9 protein-coding genes and 2 pseudogenes are annotated in these 20,045 nt (G+C 62.1%); 7 read left to right on the forward strand and 4 right to left on the reverse strand.

All coding sequences use genetic code 11. The annotated features are described in order from the left end of the window. Positions 1 to 315: 315 nt before the first annotated feature. The 6 genes from XBLMG947_RS06240 (at position 316) to XBLMG947_RS06265 (ending at position 14,382) form a co-directional block, all read left to right on the forward strand. Positions 316 to 3,006, forward strand: coding sequence for a TonB-dependent receptor (locus XBLMG947_RS06240; RefSeq protein ID WP_065466971.1), 2,691 nt, complete (start codon positions 316 to 318; stop codon positions 3,004 to 3,006). Between the two features lie 206 nt (positions 3,007 to 3,212). Then, positions 3,213 to 4,898: an alpha-L-fucosidase gene (locus XBLMG947_RS06245; RefSeq protein WP_065466973.1), complete on the forward strand. Its 1,686-nt coding sequence runs from the start codon at positions 3,213 to 3,215 to the stop codon at positions 4,896 to 4,898. A 3-nt stretch (positions 4,899 to 4,901) separates the two neighbouring features. Continuing rightward, a complete protein-coding gene (locus XBLMG947_RS06250; protein ID WP_065466975.1) occupies positions 4,902 to 5,969 on the forward strand; it encodes a glycosyl hydrolase family 18 protein in 1,068 nt (355 codons plus the stop codon). Positions 5,970 to 6,237: 268 nt separating this feature from the next. Next, the gene (locus tag XBLMG947_RS06255; protein WP_065466977.1) at positions 6,238 to 8,688 is read left to right on the forward strand and encodes a family 20 glycosylhydrolase; all 2,451 of its coding nucleotides are present in this window, start codon (positions 6,238 to 6,240) and stop codon (positions 8,686 to 8,688) included. A gap of 21 nt (positions 8,689 to 8,709) precedes the next feature. Further along, complete coding sequence (locus XBLMG947_RS06260; protein ID WP_065466979.1) at positions 8,710 to 11,400, forward strand: beta-mannosidase; 2,691 nt, start codon at positions 8,710 to 8,712, stop codon at positions 11,398 to 11,400. A 321-nt stretch (positions 11,401 to 11,721) separates the two neighbouring features. Further along, positions 11,722 to 14,382, forward strand: a complete 2,661-nt coding sequence (locus tag XBLMG947_RS06265) for a glycoside hydrolase family 3 C-terminal domain-containing protein (RefSeq protein ID WP_065466986.1) — start codon at positions 11,722 to 11,724, stop codon at positions 14,380 to 14,382. 144 nt (positions 14,383 to 14,526) lie between these two features. Here the strand turns inward: XBLMG947_RS06265 and XBLMG947_RS06270 are convergent, their stop codons facing one another. Then, positions 14,527 to 16,641: a peptidase domain-containing ABC transporter gene (locus XBLMG947_RS06270; protein WP_065466988.1), complete on the reverse strand. Its 2,115-nt coding sequence runs from the start codon at positions 16,639 to 16,641 to the stop codon at positions 14,527 to 14,529. Here XBLMG947_RS06270 and XBLMG947_RS24110 point away from each other — a divergent pair. Then, positions 16,565 to 16,867, forward strand: coding sequence for a hypothetical protein (locus tag XBLMG947_RS24110; RefSeq protein WP_425479254.1), 303 nt, complete (start codon positions 16,565 to 16,567; stop codon positions 16,865 to 16,867). The two genes, XBLMG947_RS06270 and XBLMG947_RS24110, sit on opposite strands and share 77 nt — an antisense overlap. On the opposite strand, the pseudogene XBLMG947_RS24115 reads toward XBLMG947_RS24110, so the two are convergent. From XBLMG947_RS24115 to XBLMG947_RS06285, 3 genes and pseudogenes are all read right to left on the reverse strand, one after another. Beyond that, positions 16,851 to 16,949, reverse strand: a pseudogene (locus XBLMG947_RS24115) (hypothetical protein); the annotation flags it as partial. The gene XBLMG947_RS24110 and the pseudogene XBLMG947_RS24115 overlap by 17 nt on opposite strands. A gap of 76 nt (positions 16,950 to 17,025) precedes the next feature. After that, the gene (locus XBLMG947_RS23510) at positions 17,026 to 17,766 is read right to left on the reverse strand and encodes a S49 family peptidase domain-containing protein (protein ID WP_245228111.1); all 741 of its coding nucleotides are present in this window, start codon (positions 17,764 to 17,766) and stop codon (positions 17,026 to 17,028) included. 371 nt (positions 17,767 to 18,137) lie between these two features. Continuing rightward, a pseudogene (locus XBLMG947_RS06285) lies at positions 18,138 to 19,385 on the reverse strand (HlyD family secretion protein). Between the last annotated feature and the right edge of the window lie 660 nt (positions 19,386 to 20,045).

Consider the following 20,045-nt stretch of genomic DNA (forward strand, 5'->3'; position numbering starts at 1 on the left):
TCCAAATCGGAGTTCTGGCAGGAGGGGCCATGGACTGTTCGGTACTGAGAACGGGCACTCCCTCGCCTGGCATTCCAGATTTGTGAGTTGTGCGTCGCCAGACGTTCCACTCGCTGATGTGCGTTTAGCTCCACCGCTTCACCACACGGGGGACACCTCCTTCACCACGCGAATCGCATGCACCTGCTTCGGGAGAAGCGTGCCGGCGGAATCACCGCGATCGGTCAGGGCGTGTTGTTTTGCCGGCCACGCCGAGCGCGTTGCGTCCTAATTGCAGGGCAGCGCGCTCACAGCACTAACCAATGAGGTTTAGCCATGCACAGCCGCACCACGACGTTAGCACTCTGTATCACCGCCGCTCTGTACTGCTCCGGCTCTGCAATGGCTGCCGGACAAGAACAACAAGCCCCGGCCAGCACGCCGTCGGCCACCACCGAGCTGGACACCGTCACCGTTACCGGCTACCGCGCGTCGCTGGAAAAGAGCCAGGCGGTCAAGCGCTCGGCCAACTCCATCGTCGACGCGATCAGCGCCGAGGACATCGGCAAGTTCCCGGACGTCAATGCGGCCGAATCGCTGTCGCATCTTCCGGGTATCAGCGTGGACCGCCAGTTCGGCGAAGGCGAAAAGGTCAGCATCAACGGCACGGACCCGGCGTTGAACCGCGTCCTGCTCAATGGCCAGACCATCGCTTCGGGCGACTGGGGCGGCAACCCGACCGATACCAGCGGCCGTACCTTCAACTACACGCTGCTGTCGCCGGAAATCATCGGCCTGATGGAGGTCTACAAGACCCCCGAAGCGCGCATCGATGAGGGTTCGATCGGCGGCACCGTGATCGTGCACACCCGCAAGCCGCTGGACCTGCCCAAGAACACCGTCCGCGGTTCGGTCGGCTACAACTACAACGATCGCTCGGAAGAAGGTAATCCGCGCGGTTCGGCGCTGTGGAGTTGGAAGAACGACGACGAGACCTTCGGCGCGTTGATTTCGGCCACCCATGACGAGCAGGACCTGGCGCGCGCCGGTATCGAATACTTCGGCTATACCACCGGCGACAAGATTCCGCCGACCGCCACGATCACTGGCGACGGCAGCAACGTCGCCACCGCACGCGTCCCGGCCGGCATCAGCAGCGCGTTCTTCCAGCAAACCCGCGAGCGCAACGGCTTGCAGGGCGCGTTGCAGTGGAAGCCGGACGAGAACAACGAATTCAATCTGACCGGTATCTACATCAAGGGCAAGTACAACAACTACAGTCAGGCGCGCTACGTGTGCCCGGCCTGTAACAACGATCTGGAAAAGGTAACCCGCGCCAATGTGGAGAACGGGGTGGTCACCTCGGCCACGGTGTCCGACAACACGCAAGGCGGCGTCAATGACCAGCCGTATGCGCAGATGGACACCAACTACCGCGAGAGCACCGTCACCACCAAGAGCCTGAACCTGCGGCACGACTGGTCGGGCGAGAAGTGGGTGTTCACCACCCAGATCGGCGATACCGAGGCCACCGGCGGCAAGAACCCCGAATACCTGATGAAGTACCTGATGCAGGATGGCGGGTACAACTACGCGTTCGACGGCCGCAATACCGCGGTGAACTACGACAACGGCGGCGCGGCCAACTGGGCGCTTCCTGGCAATCCGGCCGGACTGACTCCGGGCCAGCAAGGCAAAGTTCCGGGCACCAATACCGACATCATGCAGGCGGGCGGCATTTACTACCAGAAGAGCAAGGACCAGGAAAAATATTTCCAGTGGGATGCGTCGCGCGATCTGGCGCTGGGCCCGTTCAACAAACTGCAGTTCGGCTACAAGTACATCAATCACGACAATGGCGTTGACGCACGCGGCAACCGCATCAACACCACCGACCCGGTTTCGTTGACGCAGTTCAACCCGGGTACTACGCAGAGCAGCCTGTACGACGGCCTGGGTGCCAGCGGCGACCTCACCACCTGGCCAACCGCCAACCTGGGCGCCGTGCGCCGTTATCTGTTGGCGCAGCCGCAAGGCCCCTATACCACCGATTTCGGTGGCTCGTTCGACGTTAAAGAGATTACCCAGAACGTCTACACGCAGTTGAACTTCGAATCCGGCCAATGGCGCGGTAACGTCGGCGTGCGCCTGCTCGATACGACCGACAAGTCCGAGTATTGGCAAAGTGCCGACAATGGCGATAGCTACTCTCGCGTTGTGGAAACGCACGATTACCGCAAAGCGTTGCCGAGCTTCAATATCGCCTACGACGTGACCGACGATGCCGTGCTGCGCTTCTCGGCCGCCAAGGTCATGGCACGTCCGCGTTACGCCGATCTGGCGGGGTCGTTCACCGTCAACAGCGGCAACGGCAACCTGACCGCCAGCGGCGGTAATCCGGACTTGAAGCCTTACGAGTCAACCAACTACGACCTGGCGGCCGAGTGGTATTTCGCGCCTTCGAGCATGTTGTCTGGTGAGGTGTTCTACCGGGACATCAGCTCGTACATCGTGAGCACCACCGTGGCCGAGCAACGTCCGGCAACAAGTTTGAATCCCGCTGGCCTTTATCAGGTAACTACGCCCACAAACGCCTCCGACGCCAAGGTCAAGGGTGCATCGATCAACTACCAGCAGACGTTCGGCCTGGGCTTCGGGTTGCAGGCGAACTACACGTTTGCCAAATCCGATGCGAGCTCCGGCTTGAACCTGCCCTACCTGTCGCGCGACACCTACAACGTGATCCCGTATTGGGAACACGGCGACTGGACGGTGCGCGTGAACTACAGCTACCGCTCCAAGTACTTCACCCAGATCGGACGCCTGGGATCGGAAGACTTCTCGGACAGCTACAAGCAGCTGGATTTGACCGCCTCGTATCAGATCACCGACTACATGGGTCTCACCTTCGGCGCCACCAACCTGCTGGATTCCACCTACCGCTTGTACAGCGGAACCAGGGACACCCCGACGGCGTTCTACAAGAACGGTCGCGGCTACCAGGCCCAGCTGAACTTCAAGTTCTGATGTAGTCCCGGCGCGCCACCGACCCTCCACGGTGGCGCGCTTTTTTTGAGCGATGCGTTGCATGCGGCGCATAGCTTGATGTCGTACCAAGGAGTGGTACTGGCCACGCCCCTTCGCCGCCGAGGGAGCATCGCCAGGCCCGCTTTTGCCATCCCCGCGCGGCCGCAGCATGACCGACGCGTTTCGCTTACAGGAGTGCAGTTCCCATGACGACCGATAGCCGCGTGTTTGCGGCTCCATCCCGCCGCCACGCCGGAGCTGCACCCAGGAGTCGACTGCTTGCGTTCGCTCTGCTGCTCGCGCTGCCGGCGTTGCACGTCAACGCGGCGCAATCGCCGACTGCCCCGACCGCCACCACGCTCAGTCCCGAACAGATCGACCAGCAGTGGCTCAGCGCCACCGCCAAATACGCGCCCGAACGCGAGCGCCTGGTACGCGAAGCCGAAGCTGGCGCACGCAAGGGTCCGTTCCGTCCCGACTGGGCGGCACTGAAGGCATATCAATCGCCGGCGTGGTACGACAACGCCAAGTTCGGCATCTTCATCCACTGGGGCGTGTTCTCGGTACCGGCGTTCGGCAGCGAGTGGTATTCGCGCAACATGTATCTGCAAGGCTCCAAGGAATTCGCCCATCACGTGGCGACCTATGGTCCGCAGGCGACCAGCGGTTACAAGGATCTGATTCCCAAGTTCACCGCGCCCAAGTTCGACCCCAAGGGCTGGGCCAAGCTGTTCCGCGAATCCGGCGCACGCTATGTGGTGCCGGTGGCAGAACACCACGACGGGTTCGCGCTGTACGACTCCAAGTTGTCCGACTGGACCGCGATGAAGATGGGCCCCAAGCGCGATCTGCTGGGCGAACTCTCCACCGCCATCCGCGCGCAGGGCCTGCACTTCGGCCTGTCGTCGCACCGCGCCGAGCACAACTGGTTCTTCGATGGCGGGCGCAGCTTCGATTCGGACGTCAACGACCCGCGTTACGCCGCGCTCTATGGCCCGGCGCAGGTGCGTTTGCCGGGCAAGGACGATGCCGACGTTGCCAACGACTGGACGCCGGTGTCGCAAGCCTGGCTGGACGATTGGTTGGCACGCACCACCGAGTTGATCGACACCTATCACCCGGACCTGATCTATTTCGATTGGTGGATTGCCCATCCCACCTTCCGTCGCAGCCTGCCGACGATGTTGGCCTATTACTACAACCAGGGCGCGGCGCGTACCGAGGCCGACCGCGGTGTGGTGGTGAACTACAAACTCGGCGCATTCCCGGAAGGCGCCGGCACGCTGGACATCGAGCGCGGCCAGCTCACCGGCATCCATCCCACGCACTGGCAGACCGACACCTCGGTGAGCAATGCCTCGTGGGGCTATATCGAAAACGATACCTATAAATCGCCCACCTTCATCATCCACATGCTGGCCGATGTGGTGGCCAAGAACGGCAACCTGATGCTCAACATCGGCCCGCGTGCGGACGGCTCGATCCCCGACACCGAGCGCGGCATCCTGCTGGCGATCGGCAAGTGGCTCAAGACCAACGGCGGCGCGATCTACGACAGCACGCCGTGGCGCGTGTACGGCGAAGGCCCGACCGAAGTGGTGGGCGGCACCTTCCAGGACGTCAAGACCAAACCGTATACGGCCGAGGATTTCCGCTTCACCACTCGCGACGGCGCCCTGTATGCGATCGAATTGGGCTGGCCAAGCAGTGGCGAAGCGGTGATCCGCTCGCTCACCCCGGCAGATGGCGTGCGCGGCGTGACCTTGCTGGGCAACGGCAAGCAGATCCCGTTCGAACAACGCGCCGATGGCCTGCACCTGCGCCTGCCGGTCAAGCCGGTTGGCGAGAGCGCCTATGTCTTCCGCATCGCCCTTTCCTCTCCCACTCCCTGACGGATGTTGTCTTTCATGAGTAAGCGATTGACCTGGATGTTGCTTGCGCTGGCATTCGCCTGCGCCCCGGCCCTGGCCAAGAATCCCACGGCGTTGTTCTATCTGATGAACACGCAGAAATCGACCAACTCGTTCATCGCCAACGTCGACAAGATCGATGTGGTGGTGCCGACCTGGTACGGCGTGGATCAAAACGGCCTGGTCAACGGCACGCCCAATAGGTACCTGTACGACATCGCCAAGCAGAAGAAGCTGCGCGTGATGCCGATCCTGTCGATGACCACCGGGCGTGAGGGCTTCCACAAGCTGATGCACGACGAAGCGGCCAAGAAGCGCATGATCGAATCGCTACTGATCCACGGCAAGCAGCACAAGTATTACGGCTTCCAGTTCGACTTCGAGAACATCGCCTGGACCGACCGCGATGCCTATACGCTGATGGTCAAGCAGACCGCCGATGCGCTGCACAAGGCCGGCTTCAAGATGTCGGTCGCCGTGGTACCGAACGCACCGGGGCACGCCGAAGGCGGCCAGTTCTCCAAGTGGATGTGGGAATACTGGCGCGGCGCGTATGACCTGAAGGCGCTGGGCCAAGCCGCGGACCTAGTCAGCATCATGACCTACGACCAGCACACCCGCTGGACCACACCGGGCCCGGTCGACGGCATGGTGTGGATGAAGAAGCACCTGGATTACGCGATCACCCAGGTGCCGAAGGAAAAGCTGTCGCTGGGCATCGCGACTTACGGCTACCGCTGGTACACCGGCAACCCGGTGAAGGAAGACGGCACCGAAGCGTCGAATATTTCGGCCACCTATATCGATGCCGACGAATCCTTCCCGCTGGCGATCGAACAGAACGCCACCGTGCAGTGGGATCCGGTCGAGCAGGAATCGTGGTTCTACTTCTATCGCGACGACATGCGCGAGTGGGTGTTCCGCCCGGACGCACGCAGCTTCAAGGCGCGTTACGAACTGACCAAGCAGTACGGCCTGGAAGGCTTCAGCTGCTGGGTGCTGGGCGCGGAAGATCCGAAGGTGTGGGACGAGTTGCCGACCGCGCAGCGCTAAACGCAGCGAACAACACGACTGCACAGCCGTCAGGTGAGTACCGCCGGTGTAGCGCAGGTGCTGGAATCGGATTGCCTAACGTGCAGTCCGATTCGAGCGTTGCCCGCGCCGGTTTGGCAGGGACCGACGCGGTTGCATTGGGCGCACGACGGCGCAGTCGCTGCGTCGTGTACCCGGACGAAGCGTGCGCCAGTCCCTGCGCCTTCCAAGACGGCTTTGCTACTGTGCGTGGCTGCCGTGTACCGCCGCCACACCGGGATGTGATTGCATGATGTCGAACTCCGCACCCACCGCACGCCTGACAACCGTCGCGCCGTTCTCCTCGCGCCTGCTTGCGCTCGCGTTCGCCGCCGCGTCACTTGCCGGCTGCAGTCAACGTGCGCCAGGCACCTCATCGGCCGTTGCCACGGCAGACACACCTGCCGCTGCGACGGCAGCCACGGCGAGTGCACCGTTGCCGTTGATTCCTGCCGCAGTCGAAGTCAAGCGCGGTAGCGGCAGCTTTACGGTGGGCACCGGCACGGTGATCTCGATCGTGCCCGGCGATGCCGATGCACGCCGCAGTGCCGAACATCTGGCCGACCTGCTGCAGCGCACGCGCGGGCTGCGGTTGGAAGTGCGCGCCGAAACCAACGCATCGCCGGGCAGCATTCGCCTGGAACGCAGCGCAAAGGCGCCGGTGGCGCACAAGGAAGGCTACAGCCTGGATGTCGATGCCAAGGGCGTGCGCATCACCGCACGCGATGGCGCCGGCTTGTTGTATGGCGCGATCAGCGCCTGGCAATTGATGACACCGGATGCGCGCAAGGGCGAGGTCCAGGTGCCGGCGGTGGCGATTGCCGACTGGCCGCGTTTCAGCTGGCGCGGCCAGCATCTGGATGTGGCCCGTCATTTTCATGATGTGGACACGGTCAAGCATGTGCTCGATACGATGGCCCTGCACAAGCTCAACGTGCTGCATTGGCATCTCACCGACGACCAGGGCTGGCGCATCGAGATCAAGCGCTATCCCAAGCTCACCGAGGTGGGCGCATGGCGCACCCCGCCCGGTGGCGGCCAGCACGGCACACCGCAGCGCTATGGCGGCTTCTACACGCAGGAACAGATCAGCGAGATCGTCGCGTATGCGGCGCGCCTGCACATCACGGTGTTGCCCGAATTGGACATGCCCGGGCATGCGCAGGCGGCCGTTGCCGCCTATCCCGAAGAGGTAGGCGTCCCCGGTGTACGCACCCAGGTGGGCGTGAACTGGGGCGTCAATCCGTATCTGTTCAACACCAGCGAACGCAGCCTGACCTTCATCACCCATGTGCTGGACGAAGTGCTGACCTTGTTCCCGTCCACCTACATCCACATCGGTGGCGATGAGGCGGTCAAGGATCAATGGGACGCCTCGCCGGCGGTGCGCGCGCAGATGCGCAAGCTCGGGGTCAAGGACGCGCATGCGATGCAGGGCTGGTTCAACGAACAGCTGGCGACCTACCTCACCCAGCACGGCCGGCGCATGATCGGCTGGGATGAAATTCTGGAAGGCGGTGTGCCGGCGAGTGCGTCGGTGATGTCGTGGCGCGGCGTCGAAGGTGCAGTGACTGCGGCCAAGCAAGGCCACGATGCGGTGCTTGCGCCAGGCGACTGGTTGTATCTGGACAACCTGCAGACCACGCGCAGCGACGAACCGAACGGTCGCCTGACCGTGCTGCCGCTGTCGAAGGTCTACGCATTCGACCCGGTGCCGGCCGAGCTCAGCGCCGAACAGGCCAAGCACGTGCTGGGCGCACAAGGTGCGTTGTGGGCCGAATACATCCCGTCCAAGTGGCATGTGGACCATGCCTTGTTCCCGCGTCTGTCTGCGGTGGCGGAAGTGAGCTGGTCGTCACCGGCAGCGCGCAACTGGAACAGCTTTCTGGCGCGCATGCCGGCGCAGCTGCAGCGCTACAAGGCGCTGGGCATCGACTACAGCGACGGCGCATTCGCCGCCGATATCGCGCTGGAAAACGGCCCCAACCCGGTGCTCGGCGGTGGCCCGGCCAAGGTGGCACTGAGCACGCAGACCGGCGCAGGGACGCTGCACTACTCCGTCGACGGCAGCGAGCCCACGCCGGCGTCGCCGCGCTACAACGCGCCGTTTACGATTCAATTGCCGACCACGGTCAAGGCCACGGCGTTCGATGCCAGCGGCACACCGCTGGCGGCCACGCGCAGCCGCACCTTCGATCGCGCCGGCTTGTTGCGCGTGGACACGCAAGGGCTGCAACACTGCGTGGAAACCGGCGCGCTCGGCTTGCGTCTGCCGCTGCTGCCGGAGATGACCGCCGCCGACACGCCGGTCTACAACGTCGACCTGTTCCATGCCTGCCGCATGTATCCGCAGGCGCGCCTGGACGGCATCGGCGCGATCCGCATCGAAGCCGCACGCCTGCCCAACAACTTCGGCCTGGCGCACGAGCAATCCAAGGTCGTGCAGTACCCGGCCAAAACCCGCGGCGGTGAACTGGAAGTGCGTCTGGGCTGCGATGGCGAATTGATCGCCAGCGTGCAGTTGCCGCGCAGCGACACCCTGGGCGAACAATTCACGCTGGAAACCGCACTGCCTGCACGCACCGGCATCCACGATCTCTGCCTGCGCTTCACCGCACCGATCCGCGGCCCGTTGTATGCCATCGGCGCCGTTCAACTGATTGAAACCACCGCGCAGTCGCCCCCCGCCGCCACGCGCTGAGCCATCCAAGGAGAGTCACGCATGCCCCTGTCCCGTCAGCGTTTTGTTCCCGCCCCCGCCCGTCTCGGGCTTGCCCTGACCTTGGCCATCTCGCAGGCCTGGGCAGCGCCGCCCACGGCGGTGACGCTGGACACCGGCTGGCAGGTGCGGCTGGTGCCGGGCCAGGAGCAGGCCAAGACGTATCCCAAAGCGGCGGCGTGGCTGCCGGCGCAGGTGCCGGGTGCGGTGCAGACCGATCTGATCGCCGCCAAGATCGTGCCCGACCCGTTCTATCGCGACAACGAAGGCAAGATCCAGTGGGCCGGCCTGAGCGATTGGCAGTACCAGACCCGCTTCAACGTGGATGCGGCCACGCTCAAGCGCGAACATGTCGAATTGGTCTTTGACGGCCTGGACACGTTTGCCGAAGTGACCCTCAACGGCAAGAAACTGCTCAGCGCCGACAACATGTTCCGGCAATGGCGCGTGGATGCGAAGTCCCTGCTCAAGCGCGGCGACAACGTCCTTGAGGTCAAGCTGTACTCGCCGATCAAGAAGATCCAGCCGTGGCTGGCCAAGCAGCCGTACGCGCTGCCGGGCGCCTACGATTCGGCCTTCGGCGACGAGCCCGAGGCGCGACACAGCTCCACCTACGTGCGCAAGGCGCCGTACAACTTCGGCTGGGATTGGGGCCCGCGCATGGTCAATGCCGGCATCTGGAAGGATGTGCGCGTGGAAGCGTGGGACGCCGTGCGCGTGGACGGGCTGCATATCGCCCAGCAGCGTGTGGATGCCGAGAGCGCGCAATTGCGGGCGCAGCTGGAACTGCAGGCCGGTCGCAGCGGCCCGGTGCAGCTGACGCTGGACGTGCTGGGCCCGGATGGGCAGAAAGTCGGCCAGTTCATCCAGGATGCGGTGGTCGATCCCGGCCAGAATCGCATCGACCTGGCGGTGCGCATCGCCAAGCCCAAGCGTTGGTTTCCGGCCGGTTACGGCGCGCAGGACCGCTACACCTTCGTGGCCACCGTGCGCGATGCCGATGGCGACAGCCAGCAGATCAAGCGTGTCACCGGCCTGCGTTCGGTGGAGCTGCGCCGCGAAAAGGACAAGTGGGGCAAGAGCATGGAGATCGTGATCAACGGCATCCCGATCTTCGCCAAGGGCGCAAATCTCATTCCGCTGGATGCGTTCCCCGCGCGCGTGAATCACGAGCGCATGCGCAGCACCTTGCAGGACGCACGCGATGCCAACATGAACATGCTGCGCATGTGGGGCGGCGGACATTACCAGGACGACTATTTCTACGACGTGGCCGACGAACTGGGCATCATGATCTGGCAGGACTTCATGTTCGGCGGCGCGGTGCCGCCATACGACGTGGAGTTCCGCGAAAACACCCGGCAGGAGGCGATCGAGCAGGTCAAGCGGCTGCGCAATCACCCCAGTATTGTGCTTTGGTGCGGCAACAACGAAGTGCAGACCGGCTGGGAAAACTGGGGCGACCGGGTCAAGTTCAAGCAATCGGTGGACCCGGAAGAACGCAGCCGCATCGAACGTGGCATGACCACCTTGTTCGGCACCGTGTTCCGCGACGTGGTGGCCACCTACGATAGCGACGTGCCGTACTGGGCCACCTCGCCTGGCACCGATTTCGATGGCGCTGCCGACCAGGCCAACGATGGCGACATGCATTACTGGAAGGTGTGGGGCGGCCCCGCCCTGCCGGTGACCGAATATCTCAACGTCACCCCGCGCTTCATGTCCGAATACGGCCTGCAGTCGTTCCCGGACATGCGTACCGTGCGCGCGTTCGCCGAGCCCGGCGACATGGATCCGGAATCGCCGGTGATGCGTGTGCATCAGAAGTTCGACAAGGGCAACGGCAACAAGCGGCTGATGCTGTACATCCGCCGCGAATTCGGCGAACCCAAGGATTTCGAAAGCTTCGTCTACCTGAGCCAGCTGATGCAGGCCGAGGGCATCAACATCGCTGCCTCGCATCTGCGCGCCTCGCGTCCGCAATCGATGGGCTCGCTGTACTGGCAGCTCAACGATGTGTGGCCGGGCGCGTCGTGGTCCAGCGTGGATTACTACGGCCGCTGGAAGGCATTGCATTACCACGCACGCCGGTTCTACGCACCGGAAATGATCGCTGCGTTGCGTAACGACAAGGGCCAGACCGAGGTGTCGCTGGTGTCCGACCGCACCACCCCGCTGGCCGCACGCTGGCGCATGCGGGTGATGGGCATGGATGGCAAGGTGCTGAGCAAGCGCGAAGAAAAAGCCAGCGTCAAACCGCTGAGTAGCCTGCAGGTCGGCAACTTCAGCGACAAGCAATTGTTGGGCAAGGCCGATCCGAAGCGCACCTACGCGGTATTCGAGTTGTTGGACGGCGATACGCTGCTGTCGCGTGAGGTGGTGTTCTTCGCGCCGGCCAAGCAACTCGCCTTGCCGACGGCGAAGATCGACAGCCAGTGGCGTGCCGACGGCGATGGCTACGCACTCACCCTGACCAGCAACACGCTGGCGCGCGAGGTGTGGCTATCGTTCGGCGACATGGATGCCACGTTGTCGGACAACGCCTTCGACCTGCTGCCGGGCGAGCCGCTGACCGTGCGCGTGAGCAGCAAGGCGGGACTGGCGCAGTTGCAATCCACGCTGCAGGTGCGCGACCTGGCATCGACGCTGGCAGGCGCTCCGCCGGAGCCGCCGGAGGCAGGGGCAGCGAAATGAGCTGCAAAGCGGCCCTCATCCGCCCTTCGGGCACCTTCTCCCGCCAGGCGGGAGAAGAACGTGATGTCCGGACATGCGCGCCCTTTCCCGCATGCGTGCCCTTGTTCTCGCTCGCATGGCCTCGCCCGCGTTGGGTGTCCTTCTCCCGCTGGCGGGAGAAGGTGCCCCGCAGGGGCGGATGAGGGCCCGCCGCAGTACCAGCAACACCCATTACACCAATGGCGCGCATGACACCGCCGCGCCGGATTCCAACCCTGCCGCAGCCCTGCGGCAACACCAGAACAACGCCGGCGAATCTCACCGCTGCCCAGGAGTGAATCGATGTCATCTGTGTTTGTCTCGCGCCTTGCCATGGCCCTGGGCCTGAGCCTTGGCCTGCCCTGTATCGCACTCGCCGCGCCCGCCGACCGCAACAGCACGCCCGAACAGCGCGCCGCCGCGCTGGTGGCGCAAATGAGCCGCGACGAAAAAGTGGCGCAGGCCATGAACGATGCGCCGGCAATTCCGCGCTTGGGCATCCCCGCCTATGAGTGGTGGAGCGAGGGCCTGCACGGCATCGCCCGTAATGGTTACGCCACTGTCTTTCCGCAGGCGATTGGCCTGGCAGCGAGCTGGAATACGGAATTGATGCAGCAAGTGGGCACGGTGGTCTCCACCGAAGCGCGCGCCAAGTTCAATCAGGCCGGTGGCCCCGGCAAAGACCATAAGCGCTACGCCGGCCTCACCATCTGGTCGCCGAACATCAACATCTTCCGCGACCCGCGTTGGGGCCGTGGCATGGAAACCTACGGCGAAGATCCGTTCCTCACCGGGCAAATGGCGGTGGGCTTCATTCACGGCTTGCAGGGCGACGATCTCGACCATCCGCGCACGATCGCCACGCCCAAGCACATCGCCGTGCACAGCGGCCCCGAGCCGGGCCGGCATGGCTTCGATGTGGATGTGTCGCCGCGCGATGTCGAGGCGACCTATACGCCCGCGTTCCGCGCCGCGCTGGTCCAGGGCCAGGCGGGCTCGGTGATGTGCGCGTACAACTCCTTGCATGGCACGCCGGCATGCGCGGCCGACTGGCTGCTCAATGGGCGCGTGCGTGGCGATTGGGGCTTCAAGGGCTTTGTGGTGTCCGACTGCGATGCGGTGGAGGACATGACCCAGTTCCATTATTTCCGCCCGGACAACGCCGGCTCCTCGGCCGCCGCGCTCAAGGCCGGGCACGATCTCAATTGCGGGCATGCCTACCGCGAACTCGGTACGGCGATCGAGCGTGGTGAGGTGGACGAGGCGCTGCTGGATCAATCGCTGGTGCGGCTGTTTGCCGCCCGCTACCGCCTGGGCGAGCTGGAGGCGCCGCGCAAGGATCCGTACGCACGGCTCGGCGCGAAGGATGTGGACAACGCCGCGCACCGTGCGCTGGCCTTGCAGGCGGCTGCCCAGTCGATCGTGCTGTTGAAGAACGCGGCCAACACCTTGCCGCTGAAAGCCGGCACGCGGCTGGCGGTGATCGGCCCGAATGCCGACGCACTGGCTGCATTGGAAGCCAATTACCAGGGCACCTCGTCCGCGCCGGTAACGCCGCTGCTGGGCCTGCGCCAACGCTTCGGGGCGCAGCAGGTGAGTTACGCGCAAGGCGCACCGTTGGCGGCCGGCGTGCCGGGCATGATTCCAGAGACGGCGTTGCGCAGCGATGGCAAGCCGGGGCTGCGTGGCGAGTATTTCGACAACGTCGACATGACCGGTGCTGCGCGCGTGGTGCGGCAGGACCGCGCGGTGAGCTTCAACTGGGACCAGGTCGCCCCGGCGAAGGGCGTACCGGCAGACCGTTATGCGGTGCGTTGGAGCGGCGAATTGCTGCCACCCAGCGCTGGCGAGTACACATTGGCAGTGCGCGTGGCGCGTTGTTTCGATTGCACCGGCCACGATCCGGTGCGGCTGTATATCGACGACAAGCTGGTGGTTGCCGGCAACGCCGAAGACAAGCACGTGCCGGCCGGCATGCACAACGCCGATGGCCGCAGCGTAGAAACCTTGCTGCATTTCGACGATACGCGCCCACGCAAGATCCGCCTGGAGATGGAGCACCGCGGCCAGGACCAGGGCGTGCGCCTGGAATGGCTGGCTCCTGCCGCCGCGCAACTGGCCGAAGTCGAGCAGGCCGTGGCGCAGGCAGACGCAGTGGTCGCATTCGTCGGTCTGTCTCCGGATGTGGAAGGCGAAGAGTTGCGTATCGATGTGCCCGGCTTCGACGGCGGCGACCGCAACGACATCGCCCTGCCCGCGCCGCAGCAAGCGCTGCTGGAGCGCGCCAAGGCCTCGGGCAAGCCGTTGGTGGTGGTGTTGATGAGTGGCAGTGCAGTGGCCTTGAATTGGGCCAAGGCACACGCCGATGCGATCGTGGCCGCGTGGTACCCGGGCCAGTCCGGCGGCACCGCGATCGCACGCATGCTGGCCGGCGACGACAACCCCGGCGGTCGCCTGCCGGTGACGTTCTACCGCTCCACCAAGGACCTGCCGGCTTACGTCAGCTACGACATGAAGGGCCGCACCTATCGCTACTTCAAGGGCGAGCCGCTATTCCCTTTCGGCTATGGGCTGAGCTACACCAGCTTTGCCTACGATGCGCCGCAGCTGTCCAGCACCACGTTGCAGGCCGGCAATACGCTGCAGCTCACCACCACGGTGCGCAACACCGGCGCACGGGCTGGCGATGAGGTGGCGCAGGTGTATCTGCAATATCCGGATCGCCCGCAGTCGCCGTTGCGCAGCCTGGTCGGTTTCCAACGCGTGCATCTTGCCGCGGGCGAGCAACGCACGCTGACCTTCAGCCTGGATGCGCGCGCCTTGAGCGATGTGGACCGCAGCGGGCAGCGCGCGGTGGAAGCGGGCGACTACACGCTGTTTGTCGGCGGTGGGCAGCCGGGTACTGGCGCCGCTGGCAATGCTGCGTCGCTTTCGATCCAGGGACGCTCGCCGTTGCCGAAGTAATGCCCGTGATTACATGACGCACAACAGGCGCCGGCTGTTTCGGCCGCGCCTGTTGCATGATGGCGCGGGCCTGATGGCGAACCGCGCAGATGCCCACGGCGTACAGCGGCTCGAACATCGCGCGCCAACGGGTGTGACCTGTGCTCACGCACTCAAGACGTGATCATCAGGACATGATATTTCGGGCGATTGCTGCGACTTCACTTCCTGCAAGATCCGTCCATGCGCCATCACCAGGATACGGTCGGCGCTGGCAATGGTTTCAGGGCGGTGCGCCACGATCACCTTGGTCAGCTGCAAGTGCTTCACCGCCTCGTTGACCAGGCGCTCGCGGGTGACATCCAGATGGCTGGTGGCTTCGTCGAGGAACAGCAGCTTCGGCTGCCGATACAGCGCACGCGCGAGGATGATCCGCTGCCTCTGGCCGCCCGAAAGCGAACTCCCCATATCGCCGATCAGTGTGTGATAGCCCATCGGCATCGCGGCGATATCCTCATGCACCGCCGCCAACTGTGCCGCCGCCTCGATCCGTTCCAGCTCGAAATCCGTATCGAAGAAACCGATGTTGTCGGCGATACTGCCTGCGAACAATTGATCGTCCTGCATCACCACGCCGATCATCGCGCGCACAGTGCGCGGGCCGATTTTGTGCAGGTCGTGCCCGCCGATCCGGATCGTGCCCTCGCTGGGTATGAGTAACCCCAGCAACAGCTTCACCAGCGTCGTCTTGCCGCAACCAGACCCGCCAATGATGGACACCGATTCCCCTGGTGCAATCGTGAAACAGCAGTCCTTGACCACCCAGGGCTCGCCGTCGGCGTAGCGAAACGACAGCCCTTCCACCTCGATGCTTGGCTCGGTGGGTGGCAGCGCGTGCGGTTGTGCGTGATGCTCTTCCGGCGGAGTCAATACGATATCGGCCAGCCGCTCGCCGTGCAGGCGCAGCATGCGGAACTCGATCCATTTGTCGATCAACCCGCTCACGCGCACGGCGAACTGGTCTTTGTAGGCCAGGTAAGCGACCAGCATGCCGACCGAAAATACATTGTCCAGCGCCAACCTGGCACCGATCCAGATCACCGCGACGCGCTCCAGGCCGAACACCAACTGGCTGGCCGTATTGAAGCCCAGAGACATCCGTGCCAGCTTCACGTCCTGATTGACCGTCTCGTTGAGTAGATTCTCGTAAGTGGAACGACGCACCGATTCTTCACCTGCCACTTTCAAACTTTGCATGCCACGCAGCGATTCCAGCAGATGTGTCTGCTGCTTGGCCGCGGCCACTAACTGTTGTTCGGTACGGTCGCGCATGGGCCGATAGGCAATTGCACGGATGCCAAGATAGAGCGCGACCGCCAGCAGCGTCACCATTGCCAGCTTCCAGCTATAGGCCAGCATCAGCACCAGCGTCACCATCGCCATCACCCCATCGATCATGGCCTCGACGAAGCTGGTGGTGAGCGTGTGTTGAATGGTCTGCACCGAGGACATGCGCGAAGTGACATCCCCCAGGTGCCGCTTTTCGAAAAAATCCAGCGGCAACTTGAGCAGATGCGCGAACACATTGCCCATCCACTGCAATCCGAGTCTGGAAGAGAGAGACACCACCGACCAACCACGCAGCAGACCAATGCCGACTTGCAGCAGCAGCGCCAAGCCGAACCCCAGCCCCAGCACCACGAGTAAATCGCGGTCCGCCGACACCAACACCTGGTCCACCACCCATTGCGTGTAGAACGGCGCCAGGATGACGAAGACCTGCAACGCCATTGACAACAATGCGATCTGCGAAAGTGCATTCCACAGCCCACGGATGGGGCCGGTGAGTTGGCGCGCGGAAATGGAAGGGGCTGCCTTGTGCTGCTTGAACTCGGTAGTGGGCGTCAGTTCCAGCGCCACGCCGGTAAAGTGCTGGGACACCTCTTGGAGCGATAACCTACGTTCGCCGATGGCCGGGTCGAGGATCGTTGCTTTAGTTTTTCCAACCTTGGCAAGCACCACAAAGTGGATGAGATCCCAATGCAGGATGCAAGGCAGGACGAGTTGATCCAGTTGTTCCATGTCCAGCCGCAGCGGGCGTGTGGAGAAGCCCAGCGTCTGGGCAATCTCGATCAATTGATTCAGTCGGATACCCTTGAGTGACAAGTGGAAGCGTCGGCGTAACTCGGGCAGGCCAAGTTGCATGCCATGCGCCGACGCCACCATCGCCAGTGACGCCAACCCGCATTCGCCTGCTTCTGCTTGCAAAATCGCCTTCATCGCTCAGATCGCTCCCGTTTTTGAAGATGCCACTATCGGTTTTTTAAGCGGGGCGAATTCAACTCCGATTCGCAACGCTGTTGAGGACCTCCTCGGAGAAGACTTCGAGGGGCGTTTTGAATCGGTGAATTCAGATCTGATTCGCAATGACGCAGGCATCCCATTTCCAGCCGAAGTGGACGAGCAGCAAAGTCGACTTGCTGGACAATCTGGATCAGGCGACTGAGCTTCATGCCTTTCAGTGGCATCAGAAATCGGCTGCGTATTTCCGGTGGGCTGATGTGAAGGCGATAGGCATTAGCCACCATCGCCGAGGAGGCAAGACCACATTCGTAGGCTTCGTTCTATAAACAGACATCCATCAATGCATGCCAAGGCAACGGCTTACTTCTCCAATATGAACGGCGACTTGATGCCAGCCTTCTTCATGGCATCCCGAACCATCTCGTCCGTATATTTCTGGCAATACTGCTGCCCATTAACTCCATATTTTTCCAGTGTAGCGCGCTGAGGCACCCATACAGACGGGGTGGCTGTATAGGTATACTCTGCGGTCTTTTCATCAAATTTGTACTCATCCAGCTTTCCAGGATTCTTGCTTACCTGCTGATCTGCATTTTCCAGTATTTTATAGTTTACGCCAGCGCGAATATAAAAATCTCTCTCTTCGGCATGAAATTTCTCCAGCCAATCACGATACTTAGCCCCCAAAATCCTTGGGCCTCCTTCCGCCACCAACATAGCCTCACCTTCCTTCCCAGTGGGCAACGTCCCATGCCAACCAAGAACCGCTCCACAATCGACAGTCAACGATGAGGCAGCCATTGCGATATAGCTAGCGCATGCCGATAGACATATCCCATCCACTTTTACTTCAATCGGACGATGCTGGACGATGTCTTCGGCGATTTTGAGCGCAACAAAGGGATATCCACCTCCGCTATGAACGACTACCCTTGAATAGCCGCCAGTTGCAACTTTGAAATATTCGACGTCAGAATTCTGGTCAATATCGCCACGTAATTCTATTGTGTCTGGAGAAATTCGGCTCCAGCCGGCATAGGCGCTTCCATAAAAAATAAAAATCAGAAAAAACGCAGCCGCCTTAATTGTGACACGAACCATGTTTGAAATACACCGTGAAATTGATATTAAAAATGAGGCTTCGATGCTGGATCGAAGCCTCATAAGAAATTAAAGATCAGCCCTTAACGTGACATTCAGTCGACCTTGTCGTTGTCGTACTGCCATCAGCATTTGTAGTCGTTGTTGTAGTGTGAGAACAACCGGCTTCAATCCCGCCAGCAACAGCAATTGTTTCTTCAAGATTCAACTCACGCATATAGCACCTCTTACAGTCAATTTGACGCAAACCCTGCGCCGGGGAAAATCAACCTTCATTTCACATCTTGGGATATTCTCTGGCGATCTCATTGACAAAACATCCCTGAACATCTTGATTACAGGTATTGCTTCCTACGAGGCATCGAAACCAATCACCTCCCAAGCGACAATAAGGGTTCAAATACCCATTCGATCAGCCTTCTGCGCTCGCCGATGATGTCGGCTTGCAACAGCATCCCCGGTTTGAGCATTTCGGGCTTGCCGTAGGCCATGACACTTTGCCGCCCCAGCGCGACGGTGACCCGGTAATACGGTTCGCCCTGCTGGGCATTGCCGATCAGCGCGCCCAGTTCACTCGAACTCAGCGCGCTGCGGCTGATCCGGCTCAGGCGGCCTTGCTGGTGACCAAACTTCTGGTACGGGAAGGCTTGATAGCGCAGCAACACGGTATCGCCAGGAGCGATAAAGCCAATGGCGCGGCTGGGGACCAATAATTCGGCTTCCAGGCGTCCATCGCCCGGCACGATACTCAGCAGCGGCTGCCCGAGCTGGATCGCTTGCCCCGGTTTTGCCATCTGCGTGGCCACCACGCCTGACACGGGCGCCGTCACCATCAAGGCGCCATTGACCTGGGTTTGCACCTGTTCCTGTTCCACCGCCGCCGCATCCCGTCGATAGTCGGCCTGCACGCCCCCGCGCTGCCCCGGCAACACACGCAGCAGTTGCTGTTCGATCTGCGCCGAGCTGCGCCGCATTTCCGTCGCCTGCCACTGCAAGGCCTGCATCTGGCTGGTGTATTCCAGCGCGCTGGATTCCTGCTGCTTGATTTGCAGCACGCTGACGTATTTGTCGTTCTGCAATTGGCGCCAGCGTTGCAGCACCTCATTGGCAAGCGCGATCTGGTTGCGACGGGTTGCGACTTCCATGTCCACCTGCACCAATTCCCGACGCAGATTGGCCAGCTACGCACGCAAGCCCTGCTCTTGCGCATCCAATTGCTGCAACTGTGCCTGTTCGGACGATTTCAAACCTTCACCGCGCTGACGCAATTGGTGTTGCAGTGCCGCTTCCGTGTCGCCGCTGCCCAGGGTCGCGCGCGGGACCGTGACCACGCCGAGCATCTGCCCGGCCTTGACCCGTTGTCCTTCGCTGACCTCCAGCCGGCTCACCACGCCGGTGGCCGGCGCCATCACCGTGGCCAGGCCCTTGATCGGCACCAGTTGCCCGGTCACCGTGGAGCGGTGGGCGTAGGTGCCCATGCACAGGAAGACCACGACCGATGCCGCCACGATGACGGCGGCGCTGACAAGCACCCAGGCCCGCACGGGCTGCGCCAGGGAGATGCTGCCCAGCCAACTGTTGCGGCGTGCCTGCAGCACTTCCTGGCGGAACAGGCTCATAGGTCGTGCCCTTGATCGCTGCTGCGTGCCGTGTGGCGCACAGACATGAGCAGTGCGAGCAGGGTGCACGCGCCGATCAACACTACTGACAGGACAGACGACGCCCGCCCCGGTCGTCCGGCTGCCGAAAGGATGCAGCGCGCGGTCAGCATCGTTGCAAGCATAGCGGACAGTATTCCTCGACCTAAGCGACCGCCACGAAACATTACAATGCAGCTCCCCTTCACAATCGGGAGAACGTAGCCGGGCAATAACTTGGGGAGGTTTTGGAACATGCGACTATCGATCCTTCGAAAAGGTCCAGGTGAGCGAAAAGCACACCTTGACACGCTATATATCCTTCACCTTGGCGACCATAATTAATCAGCGGATACGCGGTTGTCAAGCATAACTTGCGTGTGGCCTCTCTCGTGTTGAGTTTTTATGTCGCGCGGTAATACTTGAAAATAATACTTGAAAGTAATACTTGATAGTTATCGTAGGGCCTTCAAGCATTCGACAGAGCAGGCAGCTGCCGCTTTACATAATGCTTCACCTTCGAAATTAATGACCAGCACCACGGTGCATGGTGATTTTGAATGTCTTCAATATGTCTTTCGAACCAATCAGGATTACCCCGGATGTGGCTTCCCCAAAAATGCTGTTTCTCGATTTGCCACG

The sequence above is a fragment of the Xanthomonas bromi genome (genome assembly GCF_900092025.1).
Lineage (GTDB): Bacteria > Pseudomonadota > Gammaproteobacteria > Xanthomonadales > Xanthomonadaceae > Xanthomonas > Xanthomonas bromi.

Bases quoted from the DNA above. Each gene is read 5' to 3' on its own strand.
- XBLMG947_RS06240 (WP_065466971.1), top strand. From the start codon at position 316: ATGCACAGCCGCACCACGACGTTAGCACTCTGTATCACCGCCGCTCTG.
- XBLMG947_RS06245 (WP_065466973.1), top strand. From the start codon at position 3,213: ATGACGACCGATAGCCGCGTGTTTGCGGCTCCATCCCGCCGCCACGCC.
- XBLMG947_RS06250 (WP_065466975.1), top strand. From the start codon at position 4,902: ATGTTGTCTTTCATGAGTAAGCGATTGACCTGGATGTTGCTTGCGCTG.
- XBLMG947_RS06255 (WP_065466977.1), top strand. From the start codon at position 6,238: ATGATGTCGAACTCCGCACCCACCGCACGCCTGACAACCGTCGCGCCG.
- XBLMG947_RS06260 (WP_065466979.1), top strand. From the start codon at position 8,710: ATGCCCCTGTCCCGTCAGCGTTTTGTTCCCGCCCCCGCCCGTCTCGGG.
- XBLMG947_RS06265 (WP_065466986.1), top strand. From the start codon at position 11,722: ATGTCATCTGTGTTTGTCTCGCGCCTTGCCATGGCCCTGGGCCTGAGC.
- XBLMG947_RS24110 (WP_425479254.1), top strand. From the start codon at position 16,565: ATGCCATGCGCCGACGCCACCATCGCCAGTGACGCCAACCCGCATTCG.
- XBLMG947_RS06270 (WP_065466988.1), bottom strand. From the start codon at position 16,641: ATGAAGGCGATTTTGCAAGCAGAAGCAGGCGAATGCGGGTTGGCGTCA.
- XBLMG947_RS23510 (WP_245228111.1), bottom strand. From the start codon at position 17,766: ATGGTTCGTGTCACAATTAAGGCGGCTGCGTTTTTTCTGATTTTTATT.